Genomic DNA, 25,375 nt, shown 5'->3' with positions numbered 1-25,375 from the left:
TTTTTAGTATTTTAAAAGTGAAAAGAAAAACCTTGTATTAGCTGATTTGGTTGATTATTGCCATATTATTACTATTAAACCCTGTGAGGTATAATGACGACGCATTAGGCAACATGGCAATTCCAATAGGATACTGAAGATTCTGTTGCCACGATAGCGTTTGTATGATGCGTAAAGTAGCCGTACTTATTACACGCACACCTGTTGAATTGGCATCTGTAACAAATAGTCTGGTACCGTCCGGTGAAACGATTGCCTGCTGGAAATTGGTCAGGAATGCATATGAAGGCGGGAACAACAGTTCTTTAGAACTCAGATCCTGAATATTCACCACAACCATTGACGATTTCATGTTTTGTTGTAATATTACATACAGGGTGTTATTGTCAGGAGCAGCGACCATGGTTTTCGACAGCATCGATAAGCTGATTTGCGTAGAATTAAGCTTGTATTCACCACTGCTGTCACGTTTCAAACACCAAATTTTTCTATCGAGCGAACTTAACACAAATGCATTGTTGCCGTCAGGCGTATTCTGAAGCAGGATATTATTAGAAGTAGATGCATTAGTGAACAAGTCTAAGTCTGTCTTAAGAGTATAGGTACCTTTAGATTCGTCGCATTCAAATGCCAGAAAACTATACTTGCCATCGGTATCTCTTGCTACTACATACAGGTTTCCTGCATCTGCCGACATACTCAATTCTACTGGCATCCTTACTTTACTTCCAACACCTACGGGTATCGGGATGGTAGAGGTTATGGTAAACTTGGCTGTTTCCATAATAGAGATATTGGCATCGCCCTGCTGAATAAGATACATGAGCCTGGTTGGTGCCGTAGGAGAGAAAACACAATCAATGATTGACTGGGTGTCCAGACGGGTGGATACAGTGCCCGACGCCGTTTCGTAAATAAATATACCTTTGGTAAAAGCCGGTTTTGTGGTGTTATATAACACATTGTGCCACATGACTATTTTCTGTCCGTCATGCGAGGCAATAACGTCCGTCGGCTGTTTGCCTATACTTACAGGCGTATTGCGCAACTGGTAATTGATCAGGCTAAAGACAGCCACGCTCTTGTCTTCATTGGTAATATAAGCTGCTGTTCCATCATAAGCTACTGATACAGAATTGGGTTTGCTGCCCGTTTTGATTGCTGACTCCAACACTTTGCAGTTACCTGTACCTTTATAACAACTTATCAGTGCGGCATCATTAGAAGTGTTATTAACCACAAAGGCGTAGGCTCTATCAGGCGTAGTGGCGATACGGATAGGGGATATTTTCACATCTAACGCCTGCCGTGGAGACGTGCCGTCATCATCAGAGTCTACTACCATTACCTGATTGCTGGCATAGCAAGCTACTAAGAGTGTTTTTCCATTCTCATCGGCAACCGCTACATCTTTTGGGTTCTGAGGCAGATTAGTAATGCTGCGGCTATACATAAATGCATCATTTACCGAGCTGTAGCCTATCACAGCAATGCTGTTGTCGCCACTCATGGCTATGTATACATTTAACCCTGAAGGGTCAACAGCTATACCTGCAGGTGATTGTGTGACAACAATATTTTGTTTGATTGCAAACTTATCTGCGCCCGTATTCTCAATAACTACCAACTTGCCTGAACCAGATAGTGAAGTAGTAACAAAAACGTATTTATCGTCATTGGAAATGGCTATGCGAACCGGAGCGCCTTCAATAGCAATTGAGGTAAGCGTACTAAACTCATAAAGACCTGTGGTGGCGTTCCAGCTTATTTTTATGACGGTGACTGAACCTGTGCTGTTTAATACAAAAAGGTACGAACCACTGTAAGAAAAGACCTCATCTACAGGGGTGCCACCGGCTGAAATCGGTGAAGCGTATTCGCTGAAATCGAGTGAATTCAAAATTCTGACATTCTGGGTGTCTTTATCAAGCACTGCAATGAACTCGGCAGAAGGTGAAGCTGCGGCCGCTGAAGCATTAAAACCACATGAATTAGGCTGAGGATCTACTTTATATGATTGAATGAGGACATTTCGCAAAAGGGTATATGGGTTATCCTCGTTTTGAGGGATAAGCGACCACATACCCGGAGTATTTACGCTGACAATTTTAGTGCTCGATTTAGGGACACTTTCTGAACTACCCGTGGTATCATTGACAAGCAACACAGAGTCATTGGTGTCTACATCCCAGTAAAATTTCGAATCATGCGGGTAATCGTGATAATAAATATTGGTCGGAGATACCGTAAATGAGTTAATTACTGACAGCACATCAGCCGTGACAGTCATGGTTGCCTGATTGGCGCTGCTACCTGCACCCGTAGCTACCAAAGTAATAACAGTCGATTTCTTAAGCGTAGCAGGGAAACTGTTTTTAGTCGTGACATCCTGATAAAATGGCACCAGCATGAGTGATGTATAATCTTTGGCGGTCCACGAGATATTAACCGATGCGGTACCTTGTTTTAATACCGATGGGTTAGGGGTTACCGTTAGATTTTTGATAACCACGTGAGGTATTTTGGTGAGAGTCAGATAATAAGACCCATCGTTAAAACCGGGCACGTTCTGATATTGCACGTACATTAACGTAGAACCGGGCTCAAAACGGGTAACTATCTCGGTAACATAGAATGAAACAATAGCACCTATACCGGTACCTACAATATCAGTATTTGGTGGTGGTTGTAGTATCCAGCATGGATTCTGGGCATCCATATTCGGAGTAATGTTCCATGCTGCTGCATTTTCTCCTTGTGCTACTATAATGTTATCAAGTGCGGATTGAGGTGTTGTAAGCGCACCATAACCCGGACTCGACGGTGCATACACAAAGCTGACAGTAAAAGTGGTATTTACTCCGGACTTAACCGTTACAGGGTTAGTGCCGGGGGTAAAGGCAAATGTAACATTGTTTTCTACCTGTGCGTAATCGTCAACGGTATTAACGATATAAGGCTGGGTAGTAATTGCACAGCTAATGGCTTCGTGTAAATCTTTTTTACCATCCGGAGCAGCCTGTAAAAGTACTTTGAAGAACGAAAGCTGCGACAGATTACCAATCGTAATCGGGCTTACTCTATAGTAAGAGACAGATAAGTTTACGTTTGGAGTAGACGGAGGCGAGGGCAATACCAGATTATTAATATTTATATCGATACTGCCTGTGCTTGCATCTATGGAAATATCTTGTGTTGGCACCATTCCGATAATACTATTGGGATAAAGGGCGAATTCCCAATTGGTAGCAGAGCAGACAATATTCTTGAAATCACTTTCCGGTATTTGCAAAGAGCTGAGGTCAAGATACAATATTGAACCGGTAGCTGTTGGAGCACCTGCAGGGGGCACCAGGTTGCCAATGGTAAATTTGGTACTATCTTTATTGGTCTTTATTGTAAACACCAGTTTGTTTACCGTTGGGTCTGTAGTAATGTAAATGGTATTGTCCTGTCCCTGATTATTAATAGCAAAGGACAATTGCGGAAATGTTTGTATGTCTTGCATATCCATTTTTTTTTAAATAGTTATTGTATAAATAGAATATTGACTGTAAGAATTTTAAATAGATTCTTTACACTGAATCAAGTAAGGGTTAGCAGAGTTGCTTCGAGGCCGTTGTTGACACCCTCAACATTGAGGTACTCAAAGTACATTTGTACCTGTCCGGTATGGGCGACAGTCTTCAGATTGTTTAATGTCATTTTAAGTGTTTGTTTGGGTTTTAATGACATTTCGGCGGTTGGAGTAGCCAGCCAGTAATTGCCATATCTTGAGTCACTTAAAGATTTGAATACCCACCCATCCGCAGAAAACTGAATCAGCGGCACATCAGCCTGTTTAACCAGTTGACCAAGATGTATATAGATAGCAGAACCCGGAGTTTGGGGTAATACCTCAGGCTTAAAGGTGATATCGAGTGGTTTTCTGTTTGTGATGGCCAGGTAAAGCGTGCTGATTGTATTAGCCGGGGCTGTTGGCTGGCCTTTATCGTTCAGTATTTCGAAACGCAACAATTCGGGTGTTAGTTTTAGCCATCCTTCACGAATTGTCTGAGGCGTATAGTCGGCAATGGCCTGGCCTCCTACGTAGCCTATTTCAGGCGTTACTTCCCATACTGGCTTCTCTTCAAATACTGCCTCTTCAACCCACGACCATTGATACCCTTCTTCGTCCGGCACCGGCATATTGAAGCCTGTTACGCCTTTCAATACAGGTGTAGTTAGAAAAGTCATTTCCAGTATGCTTAGGGTATCGGCATACATGTCAGAAGGCACATCGATTATTTTAGTAGGCAAAATGCCCATGGTAGCATGTACTGTTGCCCGTGGATCGAACAACATCAGCACATATCTGGCATCAGCCGAGACGTCATAAGGTACAGGAGAGTCCGGCTTTGGAGATGCTGTGAGCTTAATGGTATCTTCTACCGGCTTTACCACACCGCTGTCACCGGTGGTTGCAGCTCCTTCAGTATAAAAGGTTGAGAAATTGAATCCGTCGGCATTTTCAAGAAAATAGCCTATCAGTCCGTCGTTAATTTGCTTCAGGTCGCCGAGCATAACCGGAAACTCCACATTGGTGAACTGGTTATCGGTTCTGTATTCTCCCGAGGTCAGGGTAGTCCAGCTCTGGTTCAATGCAGGGCTGCTGTCCAGCTCCAGCCTTAACATGGCTTCGCCCAAGGCAATAGGCCGTCCGATGAGAACGGCGAGGTCGGCACTTTGTGCATAATTATTCGGATCAATGAAATTATGCATGTTGTCTACTGCTTTCCAGAACTTAGTGAAGAATGCAGGTCCGTTATTGTATAAAGCCACTGCCATGTCGCGCAGGTTAGGATTCTGCAAAGCAAATACCTGCTCAATTGACTGGTTGATGGTAGCATTATTACCCGGTGCAGACTGCCACAGCATGGCAGTCTGAGTGCCATTCATACCCAGTGTGCCCATAGAACGCCCCTGCTGGTCGTAAATAAACAAACTGCCATTCAGATGGTTGGGTAATACCCAGCCGCATATAGGCGTAGTAGCCGGATGCGCATTCATTTCCTGTATATGATCTCCTATGGCAGACATCCAGCGGAACAGCAGACGAGACGGCTGTGCCAATGCCGGTGGTACATATACGACATTGGGTACAACAGCGTTGTTATATATTGTGGTCAGTTGTTCGGAAGTAATATTCTGGGTAATGTTGACTGTTCTTTTTTGACCATAGACATCAACAAGACTAAGGCTGAATTGTAAAAAGCCAGCACGTACCGGATTGAAATATCCATTCGGAACAGGTGACACCGTATTCGCTTTTCCTGCTACCTGCGCAACTAATTGCGTAATATTGTAATAGGGGCTTTGCGGTGTTGCATTGATGTTTAACTGCATACTTTGCTGTATCATTGCCAGCAAACTATTGAATCCGCTAAAGGCATTGGAAGCAAAAACTCCTATCTGAAGGGCATCAGCAATTTGTTGCAGTGTTTCGTTCGGATACACTTCCAGATAGTCTTCCAGCTGGTCGTAGAATGTTTCTGCTGCACTGTTACTGATAATGGCAGAGCTTTTGTATTGCTGCGCAGTACTAAAATCTATTTTTGACGGATCAAGGCTGCCTTTGTAAACAACACTACCGCCATTGTCCTGGTCTATTTTATAGTTTTCAGTAAAAAGATCTGTTGTATAATTGTGTAATTGTCCGTTGGTTTCGGTGGCTTCCAAAGGAGCATATTTCACGGTCCATTCTGTAAATATCGGAAACCACGGGTTGGTATGCCACCAGAAAGCTTCCATGGCCGAGGGCACAATTCCGGTGAATGTGTACAAGTCCTGCGGTTTGCCGTTCATAGCCAAGGTCAGGGCTGCTTCGAGGTCTGCCGCTGCCACACCGGTAAGCCCAGACACCAGGTTGGTGTTCAGCAGCAATGATTCGAGCAGCAGGTTATTGCTCACTAGCGGGTAGGGCAGGTTATTAGGTGTTGGTAAGCCGCTGCTACTGAACTGGCTTGTGGTAATGGTTATGTTCTTTACTATAATTGAGCTGATAAGCTGAACTGTTGTTCTGCATTTCAGATAGCCGTTTTCATCATAATTCTGTTTCAATGATTTGCCACGGATGGCGTTCGACAGGTGATCGGCCACCAGCAGCATTACCGGCTCATTGGGCTGCCAGTAACGGGCAGGCGAGGTCGCCTTGAGCTCCAGCGTGGCATCAATTGTTGTAATGAGTTCATTGACTATGATTTTTTGCTGATTAAGCTGGCTGGTAAGGTCTGTATTAGTGGCCTGAATCTGAGGCCAGGTGGTTCCAAGACTGTTATAGATAAGCTGGTACAGGGTATTCTGAATCTCCGGATCGGTGGTATTCACCATTTTATACCAGTCTGCAAATAATTGCCACTGAAAACTGAGCGTATAATGGTCATAAAAATCGCATTGTTGCTGATATACATTCAGTGAATCGAGCGCTTCTGCCAGTGGCAGAGGAAAGGCTACTTCTGCTTCTTCGGGTGAATCTTTTGCCGGTCTGATAATCTGATAGGTAGTACCGGTGCCGATACTTGCAAATGTTTTCTGATGCAACATCTCTTCCAGCTGAGCCAGTTGGTCTGGCTGGGGTTGCATAAACTCACTGAGCAATCCGTTTTGAAATGCATTAAGCAAGGTTTCAAAAAAAGGAATATCAGGATGAAGTTTATCTCTGAAATAAGCGGCAAAACACTCTGGCGGTGTATTGCCTATCGTTAATGCCGCATCAACCGGCAGTTGATTGGCCTGATCTACCACATACTTATTGTATGGGCTCCAGGCTATGTTTTGTATAATGCCGCTATAGACTGAGTAAGTGGTTGTTTCGCTGGTGCCGTCGTAGGTCCAGTCATACAGATTATTAATTTCTTCTTTTGTTTTCCCGTTATACAGCGGGTCATTATTGGTATTACTGAACCAGCCGGTTACCTCATACATGAGGTCTACGGCAGGGTCGTTCGGGCCAATTTTTAAATCTGCAAGTGTATCCTGAAAACCAAAGAGACTGCGGCTGTTGGGATAAAACGCGGCAAACGAAGAGTCACCACTTGAAACGGCCGATAAGTCCTGTCCGGTTTGTTCTTTAAAATAATCATTATTACCCGGGTCTACCCATTGACCATCGAAAACCTTGTACATGCCTGTGTATCTGTAATCAGCATCGGAAGGGTTCAATTTTTTCACAGGGAGCGTGATTGCCAGTTGCCCCGCCGGTAATGAAGTATTGAGTGTATCGCTCTGGATGATCCAGGTACTGCGCACAGGGCCGTTTTTAGTTATAGCCACCCGGCTGATGAGCCAACGATTAGGAACCGCACCGAATAAAAGGATACCCGATGTTCCGTTTGCACCCTGTGTAAGCGCTTCGGGCAGGCTCCAGTGCAAGTGTATGCCGGTTGTTAACTGCTGCCATGGAGCAGCTGAAAGTGCACGCACTACGTTGGTACCTACATAAGCATTATTTTTACCCGACTGATTTGTATATACGGTAGTGGCTCCTGCAAATGTGCTGGTACCTGTCTTGTCATTTTGGTCGATAATTCCTACACACAGTGCGGCCATATCAACCGGAACCACCAGGCCTAAATCATTTGTATCTGTTGTTTGCATTTCCGCATGATTAGTTGTTAAGAAATTCAACTTTCACTACTCCTTTTATCAATTCAAGCGCATATTCTGCCGATGTGAAATTCTGTATGTTCTGATTATAAGGCGGGCTGTTTAAGGTTTGCTTAATAGCATCTGCCGCCTTTTTCACCTGCAGTGTCTGGTTATCTGACCTTAGAGTAACCGGACAATAGGCGCCCGGAATCTGACTACCGGGGTCGGTTCCGTTTACTACTCTCAGAGTAGTGGCCCACGAGCTATCATGTTTTACCAGACCCTCGTGCAGCGCCTCCGGCGGTTCATGAACGGCCACCATCTGAACTATGCCGTCGAAAATACAAATGAGCGTATCGCTTGACAGCGCTTCCATGCGTAGTTTCTGTATTTCGTTTTTGCCGTCCAGATCACTGTATCCGTTTATTTCCAGACCGGGCCAACCACCTACAACTGCCGAGCGCAGCAATAAGCCTGTAATGGTTCCACTATTGTTGGCATAAGACAAAAGCTTCGGTTTACGCGGCCTTGATAAACTGACCCGGTGCTTCACCGGAGCCATCATTTTCTGTAGTCGGTTAGAATCTTTGTTTTGATCGGCGGTTGACGAACGCCCGATACTGAACGCACCATCCAACAGACAGTTAATCCAGTTATTATCCATGTAGAAAAAACGCATCGATTCGGGCGGCAGCATTCTCTCATCGGGCACCAGATAGTTGAAAGGCACGCCTTTAAGTAAAGCCAGCTGGCTTAGCCACAGAACAATATTTTCAGGTATGGGCGTATCATTGGCTGCGAATAATATCGTGTTACGGGTGAGCATCAGACCGTTAAACGCAGTAATGGATTTGTATTTATCCATAATTATTTTCTGCTCTTCGGCAATTGCTTCCTGCACGGTTTCTCCTTTTTTCCAGTTGTATAGCGCCGTTGAAAATGCCTTGTTCTGCAAAGCCATCAACTGGCCTATCTGCCAGGCTCCACCATACGACACATCAAACATACCCGTCTCCGGATTATACCTATTAATGGCATCAGGCGTAGAAATAGGGGGCGTGACTGTTTCTTTAATGAAATAAGGAACAAGCGGGCACCGGTACCACGAAACGGTATTGCCGGGATGCCTGAGAATCTCAGTGAGCGGTATGTAGCCCATGTTCAATGCATTATGCACCAACACCTCCGCATCTGCTGCGGTCATATTTCCTGTGGCTTGTTTTTTAAGCGCACTTTCAACGACTGGTGCCGGTGGTACGTCGCCCTCAAACGGATATTGCAGTGTGGTCAGGCCTGTTTCTCCCAGTTCGTTTTTGTTTAGGTTTTCAAGCAGCTGTTCGAAATTCTCATCGTTGGTATTAACACTAAAATGCCAAGAACTATAAGTAAGCAACCGTATAAAATTGTTGCCCGCAGGTATATGTGACGTACCGTTATCATCGGGCAGATAATTGCCCAGGTTTTCGAGCGAAACCATAAATACATAGCTTGTTGCTCCATCAACAGGAATGCGATTCCCCACTATTACTGCATAAAGTGCTTCGTCCAGCACTTTATTATCGGTCTTGTCTATCGTTTCTGTGTCGCGGATATGCGCCAGATAGGGTAGGTCTGCGGCCGACGGCGCTACAGTATTGAAAATAGCGGTGGGGATGTCTATATAATTAATGGGGTCTTCAGGTGTTTCGCCGTAGTCCAGTTTATTCATGCCCGGATACGACAATATCCCTGCCGGCATTGTACCTACATCTTTTATGCCGGGAGCACCTTCAACCGTGATTTCGGTACCCAGCGGAACAAGGTCTTTTGCCTTGCCCTTTTTTATTTCGGGCACCTGATCCTGATTGAATAAAAACAAGGCGAGCCAGGGAGCGCTTTGTTCTGACATGACAGACGTTCTTTCCCAAGGCAAGGTGCGTCTGTTGAATACTGCCAATGGAAACACGCCTGAAAACTCACCATTGGCCAGATTAGGAGGAAAAACAGAGTTAAAATCATTAGGACTCAGGGTGAATCGCTCTCCGGTTACGGCAAATTTTCTTGAAGTGCGGTAGGGAGTACCCGTATTCAGGTTTACACCCTGCTCCAAAACAACTGTGTACTCTCCGGATTTAAGCGGAGGGATATCGTACTGGATAAAAATCACCTTTTTATCCTCGTCTCCTGTGCCGGTAGCAAGCTTTACGGCAGCTTTCTTTCGGGTATTGACAGGTTTCGATTTCGCAGCTATGGTTTTGTTTTCTTTTGCCATCTCTAAAGTTGTTTTTCTTCTCCGAGTAAGCGCATTACAGGTTCGGCAAGCAGGTAATTAGTCGCCGGATCGGCCAATACGATTACATTGATATTTGTATCTACGGTAAGTCCGTTATTCACGATCGCCTGCAGCAACAGATTACGGTTATCAATTGCCAGTGGGGTCATAATAGTATTTTCGACAGTGTCTCCTTCAAAATCATCCGCAGTGGCTATGTATGGCGCAGCCCAGGAGAAATACTGGAATTCGGGCGCCAATGTATATTGCAGATTAACCAGGTCTATCGGTAGGGTATGGTCAGGCGGTTTAACGAACGGAACAACCGAGAAACCTGTCAGTACGTCGTTCAGAGTGGTGTCCTGCACAGGGTTGCCCAGAATAGGATTTCCGCTGGAATCGAACTGAACCGGCTGCCAGAGTGACTTTGCCACCTTGCCTAAAGTTCTGGTTGCCTTGAAGGTGCTGTCTTCGTTGCTGGTTATCGTAATTTTGTGCGTCGACGTCAAAGCTGCCTGCTGAGTACCCGTCGGGCGTATCCCGAAATTTGTATTCTGAACCACGTTGGCGTTTTGTGCCTGAGTATTGAGGCTGATGTTGCTGCTCAGCAACCAGTCTTTTGAAGGTATAACTGCCTGCGTGGCCAATTCAAAGTTTTCTGCATTAACAATCCAGTTCAGATCACCTTCCTTGTCGCTCAATTGCATAATAAGGCCATTGCTGATGGTTATCTTAACTACGTCTGGATCAGGCGGGGTATCTGCGCCCTCCATAGTGCGCACATTTGAAGACCCGCTGTTTTTCTGCGGCAGCATATCCTTTGCAAAAGAATTCCACGAAATTGTTTTTTCCTTGATCTGCGTTTTGGCGCCAAAGGCAATTGTGAACGAGATAATAGAGAGGTCTACCTTTGCCACACCTGAAAACTCCGGACCCCAGATATGAATGCTGGCACCCACATGAATGGTTACACTTAAGGTAGTAAACCACAAATCTATTTTGAAACTGGCACCAATACTCACACCGGCTCTGATATCATAATAGAAAGGTTTCCACATGATTAGAAAATCGGCCTGCACACTAAACCAGGCTTTAATGCCACCGCTTTGCCATACGGCTTCCATATAACCGCCGGCCATTGCGGCATTAGATGTCAACGCAAAATATTCGCCACCTTTTATGCTCAGTTCGTTGGTTACTTTCCAGTTCATGCCTAAACGCGGCACAACCGGATAGTAATTCGGTACGGTATAGTTCGGATTGTACCCCCCGAGAGTAACTACAAATTCGCCATAGTGCTCGCCGCTTGTCCATAAGTAAAATGCAAAGCCTCCGGTCAAGTGACAGTCTTTCGATAACACATAAGAACTGTTTGTCAACTGCCCCTGCACTGCTATCAGGCCTGTTTCGGTAGAGAACGACGCCGCCAATGCCAGCTCGGCATATACAATAACAGGTACTTTAGACCCTTTTACACCAGCCCCGGGTGGTAGTATCAGTTTCGACAAGCCCAGCAATGCGATTTCGAATTTAGTACCGAAAGCAATGGTAAGCATGGCATAGGAATCGAGGATTTCGAAACTGGTGAATCTTATGCCGGCAGTCAACCAGTTATTACCTGTCAGAGGAGCTACAACCCCTCCATCGACGAGGGTTCTCATTACGTCTTTTACCTGCTTGGCTATATCTCCGTTTGGATTAGCACTCGGCGGATTGTTCATTCCCATTGCCCATTGGACGAATGGGAAGGTGGCCACGCCGTCGATACCGGGTAGAACCAGACTGCGATTGAAGCCGAATCCGGCAGACAGGCCCGTTACAAACAGATAAGGCGGCCCGCCGATAGGATAATTGAGTACTGCATAAACAAATAATGAAGGGCGGTTGTCGACCTCGGTATAACCGCCAATGGCACCTATAGTGATTGTTTTGGTCTTGATGAAGAGCTGCCCTACAAGATCTACAGGGTCGAAGGTACCGGACAAGCCCCCGCTAATGAGAAGCGGCCCGCTCTGGAACGTTACACTGATACCACTGATGGTAAAAGAGACCCCGAAATCACTGATGGGCAGGCTTACTCCGAAACCTTCAAGGCCGATGGTAAGGCCTCCGGCTGTTGCGGCACAATTTACCAGCACATAAATGTTGGGTTCTTTGTAAGCAAGTCCGATTTTTTCGAAATACAAGGGACCGAAATTCTTTTGCAGATTGAACCAGAATGTTTTGCTTCCGCCATTGTCTGAACTGATGGTTTGTACCACCGAATAGCGGTCTCTGTCGTTCACTCTGCTGATGGTGTCGTGATAGACAGCCAATCCTTCCTCATATACAAAGGTCTGGGTGTTGTCGCCTCCTAGTGAGATTGGTATTTTCGTTCCTCCGATGTTTACCTGCATAGAGAAAGCCACAAGATTAATCATCCCTGCCTCCGGAACATTGGGAAACTTGATGTCGCCCGGTGCATACTTATTAATGATACTGTTAATAAGCGTTGCGTTCTCTTTCGTGATCGGGTTAGAAGCGATGTCGACATGGATGGCTTCTATGGCCAGTATGCCTTCGGTAATAACCGTGATTTTATCAATAATAGGCAGATTAGACAGGTCTATTACGGCATCAGTAGCCAGACCAAAATAGAATATCCATTTTTTGGTGGTCAGATCCTGAATAGCAGCAAAGGCTGCAGAACCATAATTAGGATTAGCCGATGCCGCTTCCAACACAAATAATGGCTGGCTTTTAGCACTGTCATATACAAAAGCTGCGGCTTTCAGAGAAAGGTCCAGTTCCGGCGGTATAGGAGGCACTATATCTCCAAGACCGAGCATATCGGCAATTGAATTGATACCGAGCGGTGTGCCTTTGTTTTCCCATTGTGCAGCAAAGGCGGTATCGGCTGCTGTTTTAGAGAAAAGAAGCGTGTAAATCTGCTCTTTGTACTGAACAACCCCCTTGGCTTCAATATCTGTATTGTAACCGTCTGCTGTATTAGATTTTATTGCACTAAGGCTCACTTCAATATCTACGGCGTTGTTGTCTGCCATTGGGATATGCCCGATGCAGTCGAACGTGAAATTGCCGGAACTGGTATTGTAAGTAACTTTTAGTTTGGTAAGGGTTATCTCTGATATAAATTTAGGATACCAGGTGATACCGAAAGTATCCAGCAGTTCTGCAATTAGTTCGCCAATGGGCAGATTGTCTACTTCACCGGTCATATCCACGCCCTGGCCTTCTTTGTAAACTGCCGAAAGCAGCACAGTAGTAGTGCTTATAGTAAAATGCGCATAAAGACTACCAAAGCCAATCATTTTATCACCTACGGGGTCATAATTGGCACCCATTTCAAAAGAAGCGTTGTCGAGACTTACTTTACCAGCAATAGGTAAAGGCTTGGTTATGGCCAATCTGAAATTGTACCCGCCGTCTTCGGTATAGTACATGAGGCTGAGCGTGCTTATCTCAACATCAGGGAAGTTTTGTGGCAAAGGTATTTTCAGAAAACTGAATATCTTGGTAAGTTCGGCAGTCTTGTCAGGCTGCAATTGTGCAAATACGACTTTGTCGGGAAACTGCCCTCCAACCTGGAAGGGGAACCCTTCAAACAGAGTCATGTTGGCAATCAGGGTAGCCTGATAGTAATTGTCAGAAGTAAGCGGCTTAAATACTTCGTATTCAAATTCTATATTTTCGACCACAAATAAATCGCCAAAGAAAGACCAGTTGGCAGAATATTGAAGGGCTATTCTGATAAATGCAACTGTCTGCTTTGATGGGTTAAAACTTAGCTGGAATTGCTTCAGAGAAAAATTATTGAGCTGAGCAGCTACTTCTTTAGGTAATATGCTGGTAAGGTCATTGTTACCGCCTATGGCATTAAGGAAGTCATAAGTAAGGTCACCTAGCTGATCAAAACTACCGGAAAGTGTCCAGTCGCCGTCAAAAGTAGGTATTGTCATTGAAACTGGGAAATACAAGGGCTTTGGCGATCCGGCTGCAATTTCGCAGGCAAAGCCGAGAGAAATTACACTTAGTTCTTCATCAGGAGCCAGTGTACCTTTCAGCTTTGTAAAACCAAGGGAAAGACCTTGCACGAGTGACCAGCTTACGTCATCAGGCAGATTCAGATTCAGCGTCAACAACAGATTGCTGCCAGGCTGTGTAAATGTAAAAATAACGTTAGTATTAACCTGCCCCATTACCGTAGCATGACCATTAAGCGACGGGCTATCGCCATCCGGAACAACCGACGTAACGGTTACGTCGATCGTACTGGTACCGGGTAGCATTTCGAGCAATTTATTGACCAGCGTCGCATCGAACATGGAGGAGGAAACAGGTACTATTTCTCCCGGCTGCACAGGTTGCAGCCATAGCTTCACGTCGTTGAGGTTCTTAATGGTATTATCTGCCATAACATTGTCTGTTATTAGTTAATCCAATTCGGAAAATTATTAAATGCGGTGCCGTTATAGGCTACAGGCAAAGCTGTCTGATCACCCAAGCGAACATTGCCTCTGTGCATTAAAGTGGCTGGTATTGCCCGTATTTGGGTGCCTTCAGCGGTTGAAATTTCGACGCCACCGTTTAAGACATTGCCCCATCCTGCCGCCCTGTAGGCATTAACCGCTGCTTGTACAGGAAAACCATAGACGTATACCAGACCAGCCGCAGTAGGGCGCATACCGTAAGAATAGAATACACATCCTGCATTATTATAAGCAGGTACTTGCGGGGGCAGATTAGCTGCTGCGCCATGCGCATTCGAACCATGATGTGCCGCTTCTATACCACTCAGCGTCAGGAATGGCCCACCAGTTACATTATTGAAATTAGCGTCGCCTGTCATTAACACAGTAGTAGCCACAGGGCTATTTGTGGGAAACCGCATATTAACAAGCATTGCTATTCCTGAATTATTCATTAATGCCGCTGGAGGTGTACCAAAAGCAGGAATACATCTATAAACTGTGCACCCTCCGAGAACATTTAAAGGAGCACCACCATGAATAAAGCAATTGGCAAGTGTCAGAGCAAAATTTAAAGTCGAGCCGCCAATAGGTTGAAAGGGTACCAACCATATAAGACCCTGCATTCCTGCTACTCTTCCTAACCGCCAGTGGTCCCAATCCCAGTGAGAAAGTACAACCGCCAAATCTCCGGCTGCATTCTGGACAATTGGTCCTTGATACCCAGGTGTACCAAAGCGCATATTAGCAGGTAAACTACCTACATAAAACCATAAAGGATAGCCTATATCAAAATATAGGAATGGCTCTGTGGCATAGTCTATTAGCAGGTTACAATTACCTTGACCGATATCCATCGCACCTATACTAGTAACAGGAGCTGTAAAAGTAAGTTGATCAAACTCTTCCTCACTTCTGGGGCGTTTATAAGCCTGTTTTTTCTTATAGGGATAGTAGCGAGTACTTAATGCTTTCTTTATCTTTTGCGGAGCTAAGCCTGCATCCACAACACTTTGTAATAATTGTACATTCGGTGAATATGCATCAGGCAGAACCGGCACTACCAACAAACTTGCAGAAGTGAGTTCATAATTACCATAAAGCATGGCAGGGTCGTCCGGGTTCATGTCTATGTCCGGGTTATAAAGAATGCCGTTAACATCACCAGTGTCTTGTTTAGTAAGAGTTATTATATACCACGAGGCCTCAGCCACGTCGTTTGAATCTTTTAAACCAAGAACAGACAATAACGGACTAGTATATACGAATGTAATGTTATATATGGATGCAAGCACTTTAGGAGCAATCCACATAACTTCGGTACTTCCATTGTCGAAAACATTGTTAGTCCATTCTTTGGTTTGCACCTCAAACATGATAGACCATGTATCGGTGCTTTCGTCATAATCAGCCTTGGATAAAAATGCATAATAAGTACCACTGGGAGAAATGGGTTTATCGAAAGATTGTCCCTGGTCTCCTACATTATTAAACAGTCCGCTCCATAAGTCGTTGGGTGCACTAGTATATGGCATATCATTAAACTGTTTGAAAGTTAATGTTAGTTTTCATTCAATATGATATTGCCTGTGTCAGGAACCGCACATGCAAGCCAGGGCATAAAACATGAATGTATTATGCATAGGATACAAGTAGGTCATCAGGAGATCGTAGATCGTCCTGTTACTTATGAAAACCCGAGACAGACAATGGTACTATCTGTCAAGAAGTCGTTATGCTTTGCGTAAGTGCCGGGTTCTGTGCTACGGTCAGCACACCGGAAAGAAAGGCGTTGGGTAAGTTTTTCGTTATCATGGCTTGTTTTTATGGCAAAAGTTAAATTAGTATCAATGGCGATTATCGGATTCAAAGTGAATCATTTAAAATGAACAAAACAAGTGAAACCTATTTTGCGGTACCTTTATTTTTTATGCTGCCGCAGCGGTGGTTTCAATACAGGTATCATAAAACCAGGCACGTTCAATCTTACTGGTAATTGCTTCAATATTACATAAGTTTATCCTAAATTTGGAAAACTGCCGTTAATACCGGCATTAACCTGATTTTATAAATACCTATGAAAACTTTATTTTTCTGTCTTCTGATGGCATATGTGTCAACAGTGCCAACTAATGCCCAAATTGTTGACTGCAAAACAATCAGTGTTGCAGGATATAATACAGCAAGTGAACAGGCATACATTCAAAAAATTCCAAAAGCAATACAATATGGGTGTGGGGCAAGTGCAGGTAAAGAAATATTCTTTAAAAATACCCACCCGACTAAGACTATAAAAGGTTTTGTGATAAAGAAATGGAAGTATGATGGGAGTGATGTTTGTGAAATTTATTACTTTGAACTAAAACCCGGACAACAAAGTGGTTCGCTCGGATGTGACTATATATCAGAAACACAACCTTGCGAATTTAAACCTTATGGAAAGATTGTTAATTAAAAACCATAACCTGTTTATTTTAACCTATGGCAAAGACAGACTACCAAACAATTGATGAGTATCATAGCACATTTCCGGCAGAAATAGTGGAACGTTTACAGGCCATCCGTGAGGCTATACATGACATTGTACCTGAAGTGGAAGAGGTAATCAGCTATCAGATTCCATGTTTCAAGTACAAAGGCTATTTAATCTATTACTCAGCCTATGCCAAACACCTGACCATTTCGTATCCTTATAGCCGGGAGTTCCTTACCCATTTTGAAGCACCACTGAAAGACCTGGTGGTCAGCAAATCGGCTATTCAGTTTCCATATAAGAATCCACTTCCGCTTGATCTCATCAAAGAGATGATTCAATTCAGAGTCGAAGAGAATATTCAGAGTGAGCTGGCAAAAGGTAAAAGTAAGAAAAAGTAAAATTTTGTAGCCAATACAATATTCAATTTTGTGGGCGCCCGAAAAACAATATATATCCATCAATATCCTGAATTTCAAATCCTAACAATTCATCATCATCAACTTTGAGTGGTTTAAAGAACCCGACGTTGCGTGATGAGAATTCTATAGCCAGTGCTTCAGGATTCGGAACATGAAGATACGCATCCCAGCGGGCGATACCCTTTTTAATGTCCCGGGTATAGTTAGGCACTGGTTCTACACCAATGTCTTTTAATACAATCATTGCTCCGCCACGCTCAACAATACCAAAGAAGATATCGTCTTCACTGGGTCCTTGAAATGTTATGTCGAATCCAAGCCGGTCATGATAAAACCTCAGTGAGGCCGGAACGTTTCTTACAATAAAAAAAGGAGCTATGCCTGAGATTTCTGTTTTTGTCATATCTTTTTCGAACATTGTATTGAAATTTAAGCATTTGAATTCAAACAATTGTCAGGAATATACCGAAATCTGAAATAATTCTGCTATTTTGCTAGTATCAAAATTTGAAAAAAACCTTCTCTGAATCATCTGCCAAACCTTTGAGTATCTGACCATGATTGATAAAGAAGCAAATACTCCTTTAACTCAGGATAACATAAGCCAATTGCTTCCTGTACCACCTGAATCACTCAAACGACTCTGGTTGGGTGTCATTAGTTCAATTGTGTTCATGATCTGGGCTTTAATCGTTGGCATTTTACGACCCGGTTTTGATTCTCTGCAACAATCACTCAGTGCTTTAAGTCTCGGGCCGGACGGATGGTACCAGGCAGTTGCTTTTGTTTTTTTAGGTCTGGTTGTTATTTCTACCTGCCCGGCATGGCAAAGCCTGTTCGGTGGTAACAAAGGTGCGAAGGCATTTACAGTGCTTACATTTCTGACGGGTTGCAGCCTTATTCTTTGTGGTATTTTTGATCAGGACCCGGCACCTGGTTATGACCCTGAGCGATTATCTTTAAAGTCGCCGACATGGCAGGGACTGTTACATTTGCTCTTTGCTGCTGTAGGAGCGCTGAGTTCAATAGCCGGTCTGCTCATTGCTTCCCGTTTTTTTTCTAAAAAATTGCAATGGCGCGGTTGGAAAATCTATACTCTGTGTGCAGCCCTTGCTATGACAATATGTATTGTTTTATATGCGGTATACAGTACAGAATCCAGCGGCTATGCAGGCCTGTTTGAGCGTGCAGGTTTTTTGGTTGTGCCGGTATGGACACTCATGCTTTTGGTACGATTAAAAAGCGGCATCCCGTTCATAATAAAGCCTGAAACAGGCGCATAAAATGAAAAACTGCGTATCATTTGGAATAATCTATAGCCTTGTTTAGTTTTGCATGTGCAACCGGCGATGTGGTGGAATTGGTAGACACGCTACTTTGAGGGGGTAGTGGGCGTTAGCCTGTGCGAGTTCGAATCTCGCCATCGTCACTTTTAAGAATTAAGTTTAAGTTGAACATTTGTTATTTGAAAAGCCTTTCCGTTTTGAGAGAGGCTTTTTTTCTGTCCTACTGCTTAATTTTTGGTATTTTCACTTTTTTGTGAAAATAAATTATTATCTTTGCGTTTTCATAAACATTTTTAAATCTAAGTTAACATCACATGTATTTAACTACGGAGAAAAAGGAAGAAATCTTTACAGGAAAAGGCTTCCAGAAAAAAGCAACCGACACCGGTTCGGCTGAGTCGCAGATTGCTTTATTTACTTATCGTATCGCTCATCTTACAGAACATCTTAAATCTCACAAACATGATTACTCTACCAGAGCCGGTTTGTTGAAACTGGTTGGTAAACGTCGTCGTTTGCTGGATTATTTGCATAAGAAAGATATTGCCCGTTACAGAGCAATTATTGCTGAATTAGGCATTCGTAAGTAATTTTTTCAATCAGAGAATGATACGTCATTCTCTGATTGTCTTTTTAGATAGTATACTTCCATTACATACATATCTTTTCAGGGCTTTGCCTGCTGAGCGCAGGGCCGTTGAAATATCCCCGCGGAATTCGGATAGAAAATTGCCACGTCGAAAGCGGAAACGTGGTTTAATACATCAATAAGATAATGTTTAATATTCACTCAAAGACCATCGAAATGCCCGATGGCAAAGTGATTAGCCTCGAAACAGGAAAACTAGCAAGACAAGCAGACGGAGCAGTTGTAGTAAAATCAGGAAATGCCATGTTATTGGCCACTGTAGTAGCTGCGCATGAGCACAAAGAAGGTATCGATTTCTTACCTCTTTCGGTTGACTATCAGGAAAAATTCGGTTCAGCCGGTAAAATCCCGGGTAGCTTCCAACGCCGTGAAGGACGTCTTTCTGACAACGAGATCCTTATCAGCCGTTTAATTGACCGGGCACTTCGCCCGCTTTTCCCTGAAGATTACCATGCCGAAGTACAGGTTAGCGTAACGTTGATTTCTGCTGATGCGCAGATTCAGCCTGATGCCCTTGCTGCGCTGGCCGCCGCCGCTGCAATAGCCGTATCTGATATACCGTTTAACGGACCCATCTCAGAAGTACGCGTTGCCAAAGTTGATGGCCAGTACGTAATCAACCCTACATCAAACGAAATTACAAAAGCTTCTCTTGACTTAATTGTAGCCGGTACCGCAGATAACATCATCATGGTAGAAGGCGAAGCCGATCAGTGTACGGAAGAGGAGATGATTGAAGCGATTCGCGAAGCACACGCCGCTATTAAAATTCAGGTAGCTGCTTTAAAAGCATTTGAAACCGAAGTAGGCAAAACTGCCAAAAGAGAGTATAACCACGAAGTACATGACCTTGAACTGAAAGAGCGCATGTATAAAGAGTTATATGATAAAGTATACGCTGTTTGCCAATTAGGCAGCAACCAGAAAGACGTAAGAAAAGAAGGTTTCAAAGCCGTTCTTGATGAGTTTCTGGCCACTTTATCAGAAGAAGAACTGGCTGAAAAGAAAGGATTTGCAAAAACATATTTTGGTGATATTCAATATTATGCGTCAAGAAATCTGGTTTTAGACGAACGTAAAAGATTAGACGGTCGCCAGTTAGACGAAATTCGCCCGATTGTATGTGAGGTAGATTATCTGCCTTCGGCACACGGAGCAGCCTTGTTTACACGTGGAGAAACCCAATCATTGACAACTGCAACTCTTGGAACCAAGCTTGATGAAATGATTATAGACCAGGTTATGACCTCGGGCTACAGCAAATTCTTCCTGCATTATAACTTCCCGGGATTCTCAACCGGTGAGGTAAAACCAAACAGAGGACCGGGACGACGCGAGATAGGCCATGGTAACCTGGCCATGCGTTCGTTGAAGAAAATCCTTCCTCCTGAATCTGAAAATCCTTATACTATCCGTGTAGTATCAGATATTCTTGAATCAAACGGTTCGTCGTCAATGGCTACTGTTTGTGCGGGTTGTCTGGCACTGATGGATGCCGGTGTACCTATTAAAGCACCTATTTCAGGTATTGCCATGGGGTTAATTACCAACAACGAAACAGGAAAATGGGCGGTATTGTCTGATATTCTGGGTGATGAAGATCACCTGGGTGACATGGACTTCAAAGTAACCGGTACTGAAGAGGGTATCACTGCCTGCCAGATGGACATTAAAATCGGTGGTTTGTCGTTTGAAGTATTAGAACAAGCGTTGATTCAAGCCAAACAAGGCCGTATACATATTCTGGGCAAAATGAAAGAGGCCTTAGAAGCCCCTAGACCAGACTTGAAACCACATGCGCCAAGAGCGTTCACGATCGTTATCGAGAAAGAGTTTATCGGTGCGGTTATCGGGCCAGGTGGTAAGGTGGTACAGGAGATTCAGAGAGAATCAGGTGCAACCATTACCATTGAAGAAAAAGACGGCAAAGGATATGTTTCGATTTTCTCTGCGAACGGCGAAAGCATGGAAAAAGCCAAGAAACGTGTAAACGGAATCGTGGTTCAGCCGGAAGTAGGACAGGTATATGACGCCAAAGTGAAGTCGATTCAGCCATTTGGTGCATTTGTTGAGTTCTTACCGGGTAAAGAAGGCTTGTTGCACATTTCTGAGATATCGTGGGAACGCTTGCCAAGTATGGACGGCGTTTTAGAAATAGGAGAGGAGCTACAGGTAAAATTGCTTGAAGTTGACCCTAAAACGGGTAAATTCAGACTTTCAAGAAAAGTACTTCTTCCAAAACCGGCACCTAAACAATAATCTGCTGATTATTGGCCGTCTGATGAACAGTTAATTGCGTTTAATGGCTTGAATACAAGCGAACTGTTAACATAAATTAATTGTTCATCAGAATAAGAATACGATCAAATTTTTACGTTAATAAAGAAATTGGTTTTGGGAGATATATTGATTACCTTTATTCAGTACTCTTAAAAACGCTTCATTAAACAGTTCACTGACTTAATATGCGCCAGCTAAAAATTAGTAAGCAAATTACCAACCGGGAGAGTCAATCTCTCGATAAATATCTTCAAGAAATTGGTAAGGTAGATTTGCTGACTCCTGATGAGGAAGTAATACTTGCTCAGAAAATCCGTGACGGAGACCAACTTTCACTGGAACGCTTAACCAAAGCGAACCTTCGTTTTGTGGTTTCTGTTGCCAAACAATATCAGAATCAGGGGCTTTCGTTGGGTGACTTAATCAATGAAGGTAACCTTGGGTTGATAAAAGCCGCACAAAGATTTGACGAAACCCGTGGGTTTAAATTCATTTCGTATGCGGTATGGTGGATCCGTCAGTCAATCCTGCAGGCATTAGCCGAGCAATCGCGTATTGTTCGTTTACCATTGAACCGCGTAGGTTCATTGAATAAAATCTCTAAGACTTTCTCAGACCTTGAGCAGAAATTTGAAAGAGAGCCTTCTCCGGAAGAGCTTGCCGAGGTACTTGAAATTACAGCTGCTGAAGTAATCGATACCCTGAAAATTTCGGGTCGCCACGTGTCTGTTGATGCGCCTTTTGTACAAGGTGAAGAAAACAGCCTGTTGGATGTACTTGAAAACGACAGTGAAGAAAAACCTGATCAGGGCTTGATTAACGATTCGCTTCGCCGTGAGGTAATGAGAGCGCTTTCAACATTGACGCAACGTGAAGCTGAGGTGATTACCTATTATTTCGGTTTAAATGGCGAGCAGGCCATGACATTGGAAGAAATTGGTGAGAAGTTTAACCTGACACGCGAACGTGTACGTCAGATTAAAGAAAAAGCCATCCGTCGTTTGCGCCAAACCTCAAGAAGCAAAGCCCTTAAGGCTTATTTAGGTTAAAAATTACATTATTAGAATATCAGAAAGGTACGATTCTCGTGCCTTTTTTTGTATAACATATATTATGGCTATTCTGCAACCCATACATAATATTGCCGAAATCTGTGCAAGGAAAAACGTAAAAACGGCTATCCTGTGCCCGGGGTCAAGAAGTGCTGCCCTCACTATCTCAATGGCACGGCATCCTGATATTAAAACCTATAGTATCAGCGACGAGCGATCGGCCGGTTTTATTGGTCTGGGAATAGCACAGAAAACAGGCGAAACGGTGTCATTGGTGTGTACCTCCGGTACGGCAGCTTATAACCTGGCTCCGGCAGTAACAGAAGCTTTTTTTCAGGAAGTACCCCTGCTGGTTTTAACAGCAGACCGCCCAGCAGAATGGATTCATCAGTATGACGGGCAGACTATCTATCAGGAAAATATCTTCGGAAAACACATAAAGAAGAGCTTTCAGCTGCCCTCAGACTACACCCACACAGATGCTGTGTGGCAAATTGGAAGAGTGGTGAATGAGGCCATTAACCTATCTCAGGCTTTCCCGAAAGGCCCGGTACATATTAATGTGCCTGTCAGAGAGCCTTTTTATCCTGCTGAAGGCGAAGTGGTGAAATTCGACCGGCACGTGAGAATCATTGAACAGATTCCGGCTTCTAAAAAACTACCTAACAGCTTTTTTGAGGAGTTTTATGATATCTGGCATAGTACTGAAAAGAAGTTAATAATAGTAGGGCAACAGCAGAACAAGCAATTGGGCGGTATTCTTAAGAGCATTTCTGATGAATTCGGAATACCGGTTTTGAGCGATATTATCTCTAATGCCGCTTTTGAAGGGGCTATTACAGCGCATGATGTGTTTCTGTCGTCAAAAAAAGAATCATTTCTTGAATCGCTGGCGCCCGATCTGATTATTACCTGCGGCAAGTCGGTTATTTCTAAAAATCTGAAATTGTTTATCCGTAAATATCAGCCTCGCTTTCATTTTCATGTACAGGATAACCCGGCGCTGATTGACCCGTTCCAGACGCTCACCCATAAGCTGGAGGTGCAGGAACAATATTTCTTTGAAACCCTTTTCAGCGATCTGGATCTGCAGAAATTTAAGGAAGGAGATGACGACGAAGACAGTTCGTATTTAGCCCGTTGGCAGGCTGCTGATCAAACGACAGGCGTAAAACTGAACAGATTCCTTGCAGATGCGGTTTTCTCTGAATTTAAAGCCTTAAAAACGTTTCTGGAACACTTTCCTGAGAATTCGATATTCCACCTCGGCAACAGTATGCCTGTCAGATATGCAAATCTCATGGGCTTGCCTGAGCATAAAAAAACGCTTGTTTTTGCCAACAGAGGCACTAGTGGGATAGACGGCATTCTGAGTTCGGCTGTAGGTAATGCTTTGTCGACTGAAAAACTAGTGGTTTGCCTGATTGGCGACGTTTCATTCTTCTATGACAGAAACGCTTTCTGGAATAGCCACCTGCCTGCCAACCTGCGTGTAGTAATGATCAATAACCAGGGAGGAAATATTTTCAGAATAATCGACGGCCCAAACAAACAGGCCGAACTAAAAGATTATTTTGTGACTGAACAAAATATGAACGCCGCCCGAACCTGTGCCGATGCCGGAGTAACCTACCTGCCTGCTGCCAACGAAAAAGAGCTGGGCGAAACACTGGCGTCATTCTTCGTAAAGGACGATAAACCCAAGCTGCTCGAAATCTTTGTTGACGGCGAAGTGAGCACTCAGGTTTTCAGAGATTATAAAAGCTTATTTGCAGACTTCTCTTAAGCGTTCGGCCGATTTACCTTCATTCAGCTTTACACCTACTTGCCAGTATCGGCAGGCGTTTGCTTTGTTGCCATTTAGTAAAGAGGCTTCACCCAGATAATAATTAATCAACTCAACTCCTGGGTCAAGCCTTTCAGCCTTTTCAAAATGAGCCAGCGCCTGGCTGTAGTTCTTTTTCATGAGCTCGTAGACACCCATGTTTCTGATGGCCCAGGCATTATCGGCGTTTTCTGTTAACGCTTCTTCCACCAATTGTCTACCTTCCTGTAGTTTGCCAAGGTTCAGCAGGTAATACCCTTTATTGTTTTTGTACAAAACACTTTTTTTGATGGCAATGGCTTTGTCTACTAACTCAAGCGCCTGCGCAAAATCTCCTTCGTTCGCATAAATCAGGCTTAGGTTATTCAGAGCAAAATCCTGTTTGGGATTACTGGCAATGGCTTTTTCAAAATTCTGTCTGGCCTGTTCAAAATCTTTCTCCTGATAATTTATAAAACCTATATTAGTAAGCGCCTTATCGTTTTGCGGCGAAAGTTGCAAGGCTCTTTGTAAAGATTGCCGGGCTTCAGGGAAGTTGTTTTTCTGTATCAGCGCATTGCTGAGCGTAACAAAATAAAAGGATGAATCTTTATAAGATTTTTCTATGGCTTTCAGCAAGCTGAGAGATTCATCAAGCCGATTGGTATTTGATAAGGCATCGGCCAGGTTATACTTGGCCAGCAGGAAATCGGAATCAAGCGAAACTGCTTTTTCAAAATCAGTTATGGCGCCATTTATATTATCAATGGCCAATTTAGCCGAACCGCGGTTATTGTAAGCATCGGCAAAGGTGGGGGTTTTCTCAATGGCCTCAGTAAAATAATCAATGGCTTTTTTGTAATCGGCCTTTTTATAGGCTACATTTCCTTGTATAAAGAATAATTCAGCGTCTTTTTCGTTCCTTGAACAGGAAACCGACAGTATAATAGTACTAAAAGTTATTGCCTTTATAAAAGTATTATATGTGTAATTCATTTTATTTTTAATGATAAGTACAGTTTCATTTTTTTGCATTTTCTTTTGGAATCCGCAAAACTTATGT

At 43.7% G+C, this 25,375-nt stretch carries 14 protein-coding genes and 1 tRNA gene; 8 read left to right on the top strand and 7 right to left on the bottom strand.

Annotated features, from left to right (window positions below; translation table 11 throughout):
• Window positions 1-37 precede the first annotated feature (37 nt).
• The 5 genes from AC1RRY_RS20685 to AC1RRY_RS20665 form a co-directional block, all read right to left on the bottom strand.
• Window positions 38-3,508 carry a YncE family protein gene (locus AC1RRY_RS20685; protein WP_492823489.1) on the bottom strand — a complete coding sequence of 1,157 codons (3,471 nt, stop codon included), beginning with the start codon at window positions 3,506-3,508 and terminating at the stop codon, window positions 38-40.
• A 77-nt stretch (window positions 3,509-3,585) separates the two neighbouring features.
• A complete protein-coding gene (locus AC1RRY_RS20680; protein WP_492823491.1) occupies window positions 3,586-7,635 on the bottom strand; it encodes a hypothetical protein in 4,050 nt (1,349 codons plus the stop codon).
• Between the two features lie 10 nt (window positions 7,636-7,645).
• Window positions 7,646-9,877: a hypothetical protein gene (locus AC1RRY_RS20675; RefSeq protein ID WP_492823492.1), complete on the bottom strand. Its 2,232-nt coding sequence runs from the start codon at window positions 9,875-9,877 to the stop codon at window positions 7,646-7,648.
• Window positions 9,878-9,879: 2 nt separating this feature from the next.
• Complete coding sequence (locus tag AC1RRY_RS20670; protein ID WP_492823494.1) at window positions 9,880-14,292, bottom strand: DUF6603 domain-containing protein; 4,413 nt, start codon at window positions 14,290-14,292, stop codon at window positions 9,880-9,882.
• Between the two features lie 14 nt (window positions 14,293-14,306).
• Window positions 14,307-15,881: a hypothetical protein gene (locus AC1RRY_RS20665; protein ID WP_492823496.1), complete on the bottom strand. Its 1,575-nt coding sequence runs from the start codon at window positions 15,879-15,881 to the stop codon at window positions 14,307-14,309.
• A gap of 542 nt (window positions 15,882-16,423) precedes the next feature.
• Between AC1RRY_RS20665 and AC1RRY_RS20660 the strand changes: the two genes are divergently transcribed.
• Window positions 16,424-16,801 (top strand): hypothetical protein, encoded by a 378-nt coding sequence (locus AC1RRY_RS20660; protein ID WP_492823497.1) that lies wholly within the window; start codon window positions 16,424-16,426, stop codon window positions 16,799-16,801.
• 26 nt (window positions 16,802-16,827) lie between these two features.
• Complete coding sequence (locus AC1RRY_RS20655) at window positions 16,828-17,220, top strand: iron chaperone (protein WP_492823499.1); 393 nt, start codon at window positions 16,828-16,830, stop codon at window positions 17,218-17,220.
• Window positions 17,221-17,242: 22 nt separating this feature from the next.
• On the opposite strand, the gene AC1RRY_RS20650 is transcribed toward AC1RRY_RS20655, so the two are convergent.
• Window positions 17,243-17,644 (bottom strand): VOC family protein, encoded by a 402-nt coding sequence (locus AC1RRY_RS20650; RefSeq protein ID WP_492823501.1) that lies wholly within the window; start codon window positions 17,642-17,644, stop codon window positions 17,243-17,245.
• Between the two features lie 154 nt (window positions 17,645-17,798).
• Between AC1RRY_RS20650 and AC1RRY_RS20645 the strand changes: the two genes are divergently transcribed.
• The 6 genes from AC1RRY_RS20645 (at window position 17,799) to menD (ending at window position 24,294) form a co-directional block, all read left to right on the top strand.
• On the top strand, window positions 17,799-18,524 hold the full coding sequence (locus AC1RRY_RS20645; RefSeq protein ID WP_492823502.1) for a DUF998 domain-containing protein: 726 nt from the start codon (window positions 17,799-17,801) through the stop codon (window positions 18,522-18,524).
• Window positions 18,525-18,586: 62 nt separating this feature from the next.
• Window positions 18,587-18,670 (top strand) — tRNA-Leu (locus AC1RRY_RS20640).
• A gap of 171 nt (window positions 18,671-18,841) precedes the next feature.
• Window positions 18,842-19,117 (top strand): 30S ribosomal protein S15, encoded by a 276-nt coding sequence (gene rpsO / locus AC1RRY_RS20635; protein WP_492823504.1) that lies wholly within the window; start codon window positions 18,842-18,844, stop codon window positions 19,115-19,117.
• Between the two features lie 185 nt (window positions 19,118-19,302).
• Window positions 19,303-21,435, top strand: coding sequence for a polyribonucleotide nucleotidyltransferase (pnp, locus tag AC1RRY_RS20630; protein WP_492823506.1), 2,133 nt, complete (start codon window positions 19,303-19,305; stop codon window positions 21,433-21,435).
• A gap of 206 nt (window positions 21,436-21,641) precedes the next feature.
• Window positions 21,642-22,505: a sigma-70 family RNA polymerase sigma factor gene (locus AC1RRY_RS20625; RefSeq protein ID WP_101725972.1), complete on the top strand. Its 864-nt coding sequence runs from the start codon at window positions 21,642-21,644 to the stop codon at window positions 22,503-22,505.
• 64 nt (window positions 22,506-22,569) lie between these two features.
• Window positions 22,570-24,294, top strand: a complete 1,725-nt coding sequence (gene menD / locus AC1RRY_RS20620; RefSeq protein WP_492823509.1) for a 2-succinyl-5-enolpyruvyl-6-hydroxy-3-cyclohexene-1-carboxylic-acid synthase — start codon at window positions 22,570-22,572, stop codon at window positions 24,292-24,294.
• On the opposite strand, the gene AC1RRY_RS20615 is transcribed toward menD, so the two are convergent.
• On the bottom strand, window positions 24,274-25,308 hold the full coding sequence (locus AC1RRY_RS20615; protein ID WP_492823511.1) for a tetratricopeptide repeat protein: 1,035 nt from the start codon (window positions 25,306-25,308) through the stop codon (window positions 24,274-24,276). The genes menD and AC1RRY_RS20615 overlap by 21 nt on opposite strands.
• Window positions 25,309-25,375 lie beyond the last annotated feature (67 nt).

This window comes from Emticicia sp. GW821-FHT11C11 (assembly GCF_058808615.1).
This window is presented reverse-complemented; position numbering and strand designations above follow the sequence as displayed.

Bases quoted from the DNA above. Each gene is read 5' to 3' on its own strand.
- AC1RRY_RS20625 (WP_101725972.1), top strand. From the start codon at position 21,642: ATGCGCCAGCTAAAAATTAGTAAGCAAATTACCAACCGGGAGAGTCAA.
- AC1RRY_RS20670 (WP_492823494.1), bottom strand. From the start codon at position 14,292: ATGGCAGATAATACCATTAAGAACCTCAACGACGTGAAGCTATGGCTG.
- AC1RRY_RS20675 (WP_492823492.1), bottom strand. From the start codon at position 9,877: ATGGCAAAAGAAAACAAAACCATAGCTGCGAAATCGAAACCTGTCAAT.
- AC1RRY_RS20655 (WP_492823499.1), top strand. From the start codon at position 16,828: ATGGCAAAGACAGACTACCAAACAATTGATGAGTATCATAGCACATTT.
- AC1RRY_RS20665 (WP_492823496.1), bottom strand. From the start codon at position 15,881: ATGCCATATACTAGTGCACCCAACGACTTATGGAGCGGACTGTTTAAT.
- AC1RRY_RS20645 (WP_492823502.1), top strand. From the start codon at position 17,799: ATGATTGATAAAGAAGCAAATACTCCTTTAACTCAGGATAACATAAGC.
- AC1RRY_RS20680 (WP_492823491.1), bottom strand. From the start codon at position 7,635: ATGCAAACAACAGATACAAATGATTTAGGCCTGGTGGTTCCGGTTGAT.
- pnp (WP_492823506.1), top strand. From the start codon at position 19,303: ATGTTTAATATTCACTCAAAGACCATCGAAATGCCCGATGGCAAAGTG.
- rpsO (WP_492823504.1), top strand. From the start codon at position 18,842: ATGTATTTAACTACGGAGAAAAAGGAAGAAATCTTTACAGGAAAAGGC.
- AC1RRY_RS20615 (WP_492823511.1), bottom strand. From the start codon at position 25,308: ATGAATTACACATATAATACTTTTATAAAGGCAATAACTTTTAGTACT.
- AC1RRY_RS20650 (WP_492823501.1), bottom strand. From the start codon at position 17,644: ATGACAAAAACAGAAATCTCAGGCATAGCTCCTTTTTTTATTGTAAGA.
- menD (WP_492823509.1), top strand. From the start codon at position 22,570: ATGGCTATTCTGCAACCCATACATAATATTGCCGAAATCTGTGCAAGG.
- AC1RRY_RS20685 (WP_492823489.1), bottom strand. From the start codon at position 3,508: ATGCAAGACATACAAACATTTCCGCAATTGTCCTTTGCTATTAATAAT.
- AC1RRY_RS20660 (WP_492823497.1), top strand. From the start codon at position 16,424: ATGAAAACTTTATTTTTCTGTCTTCTGATGGCATATGTGTCAACAGTG.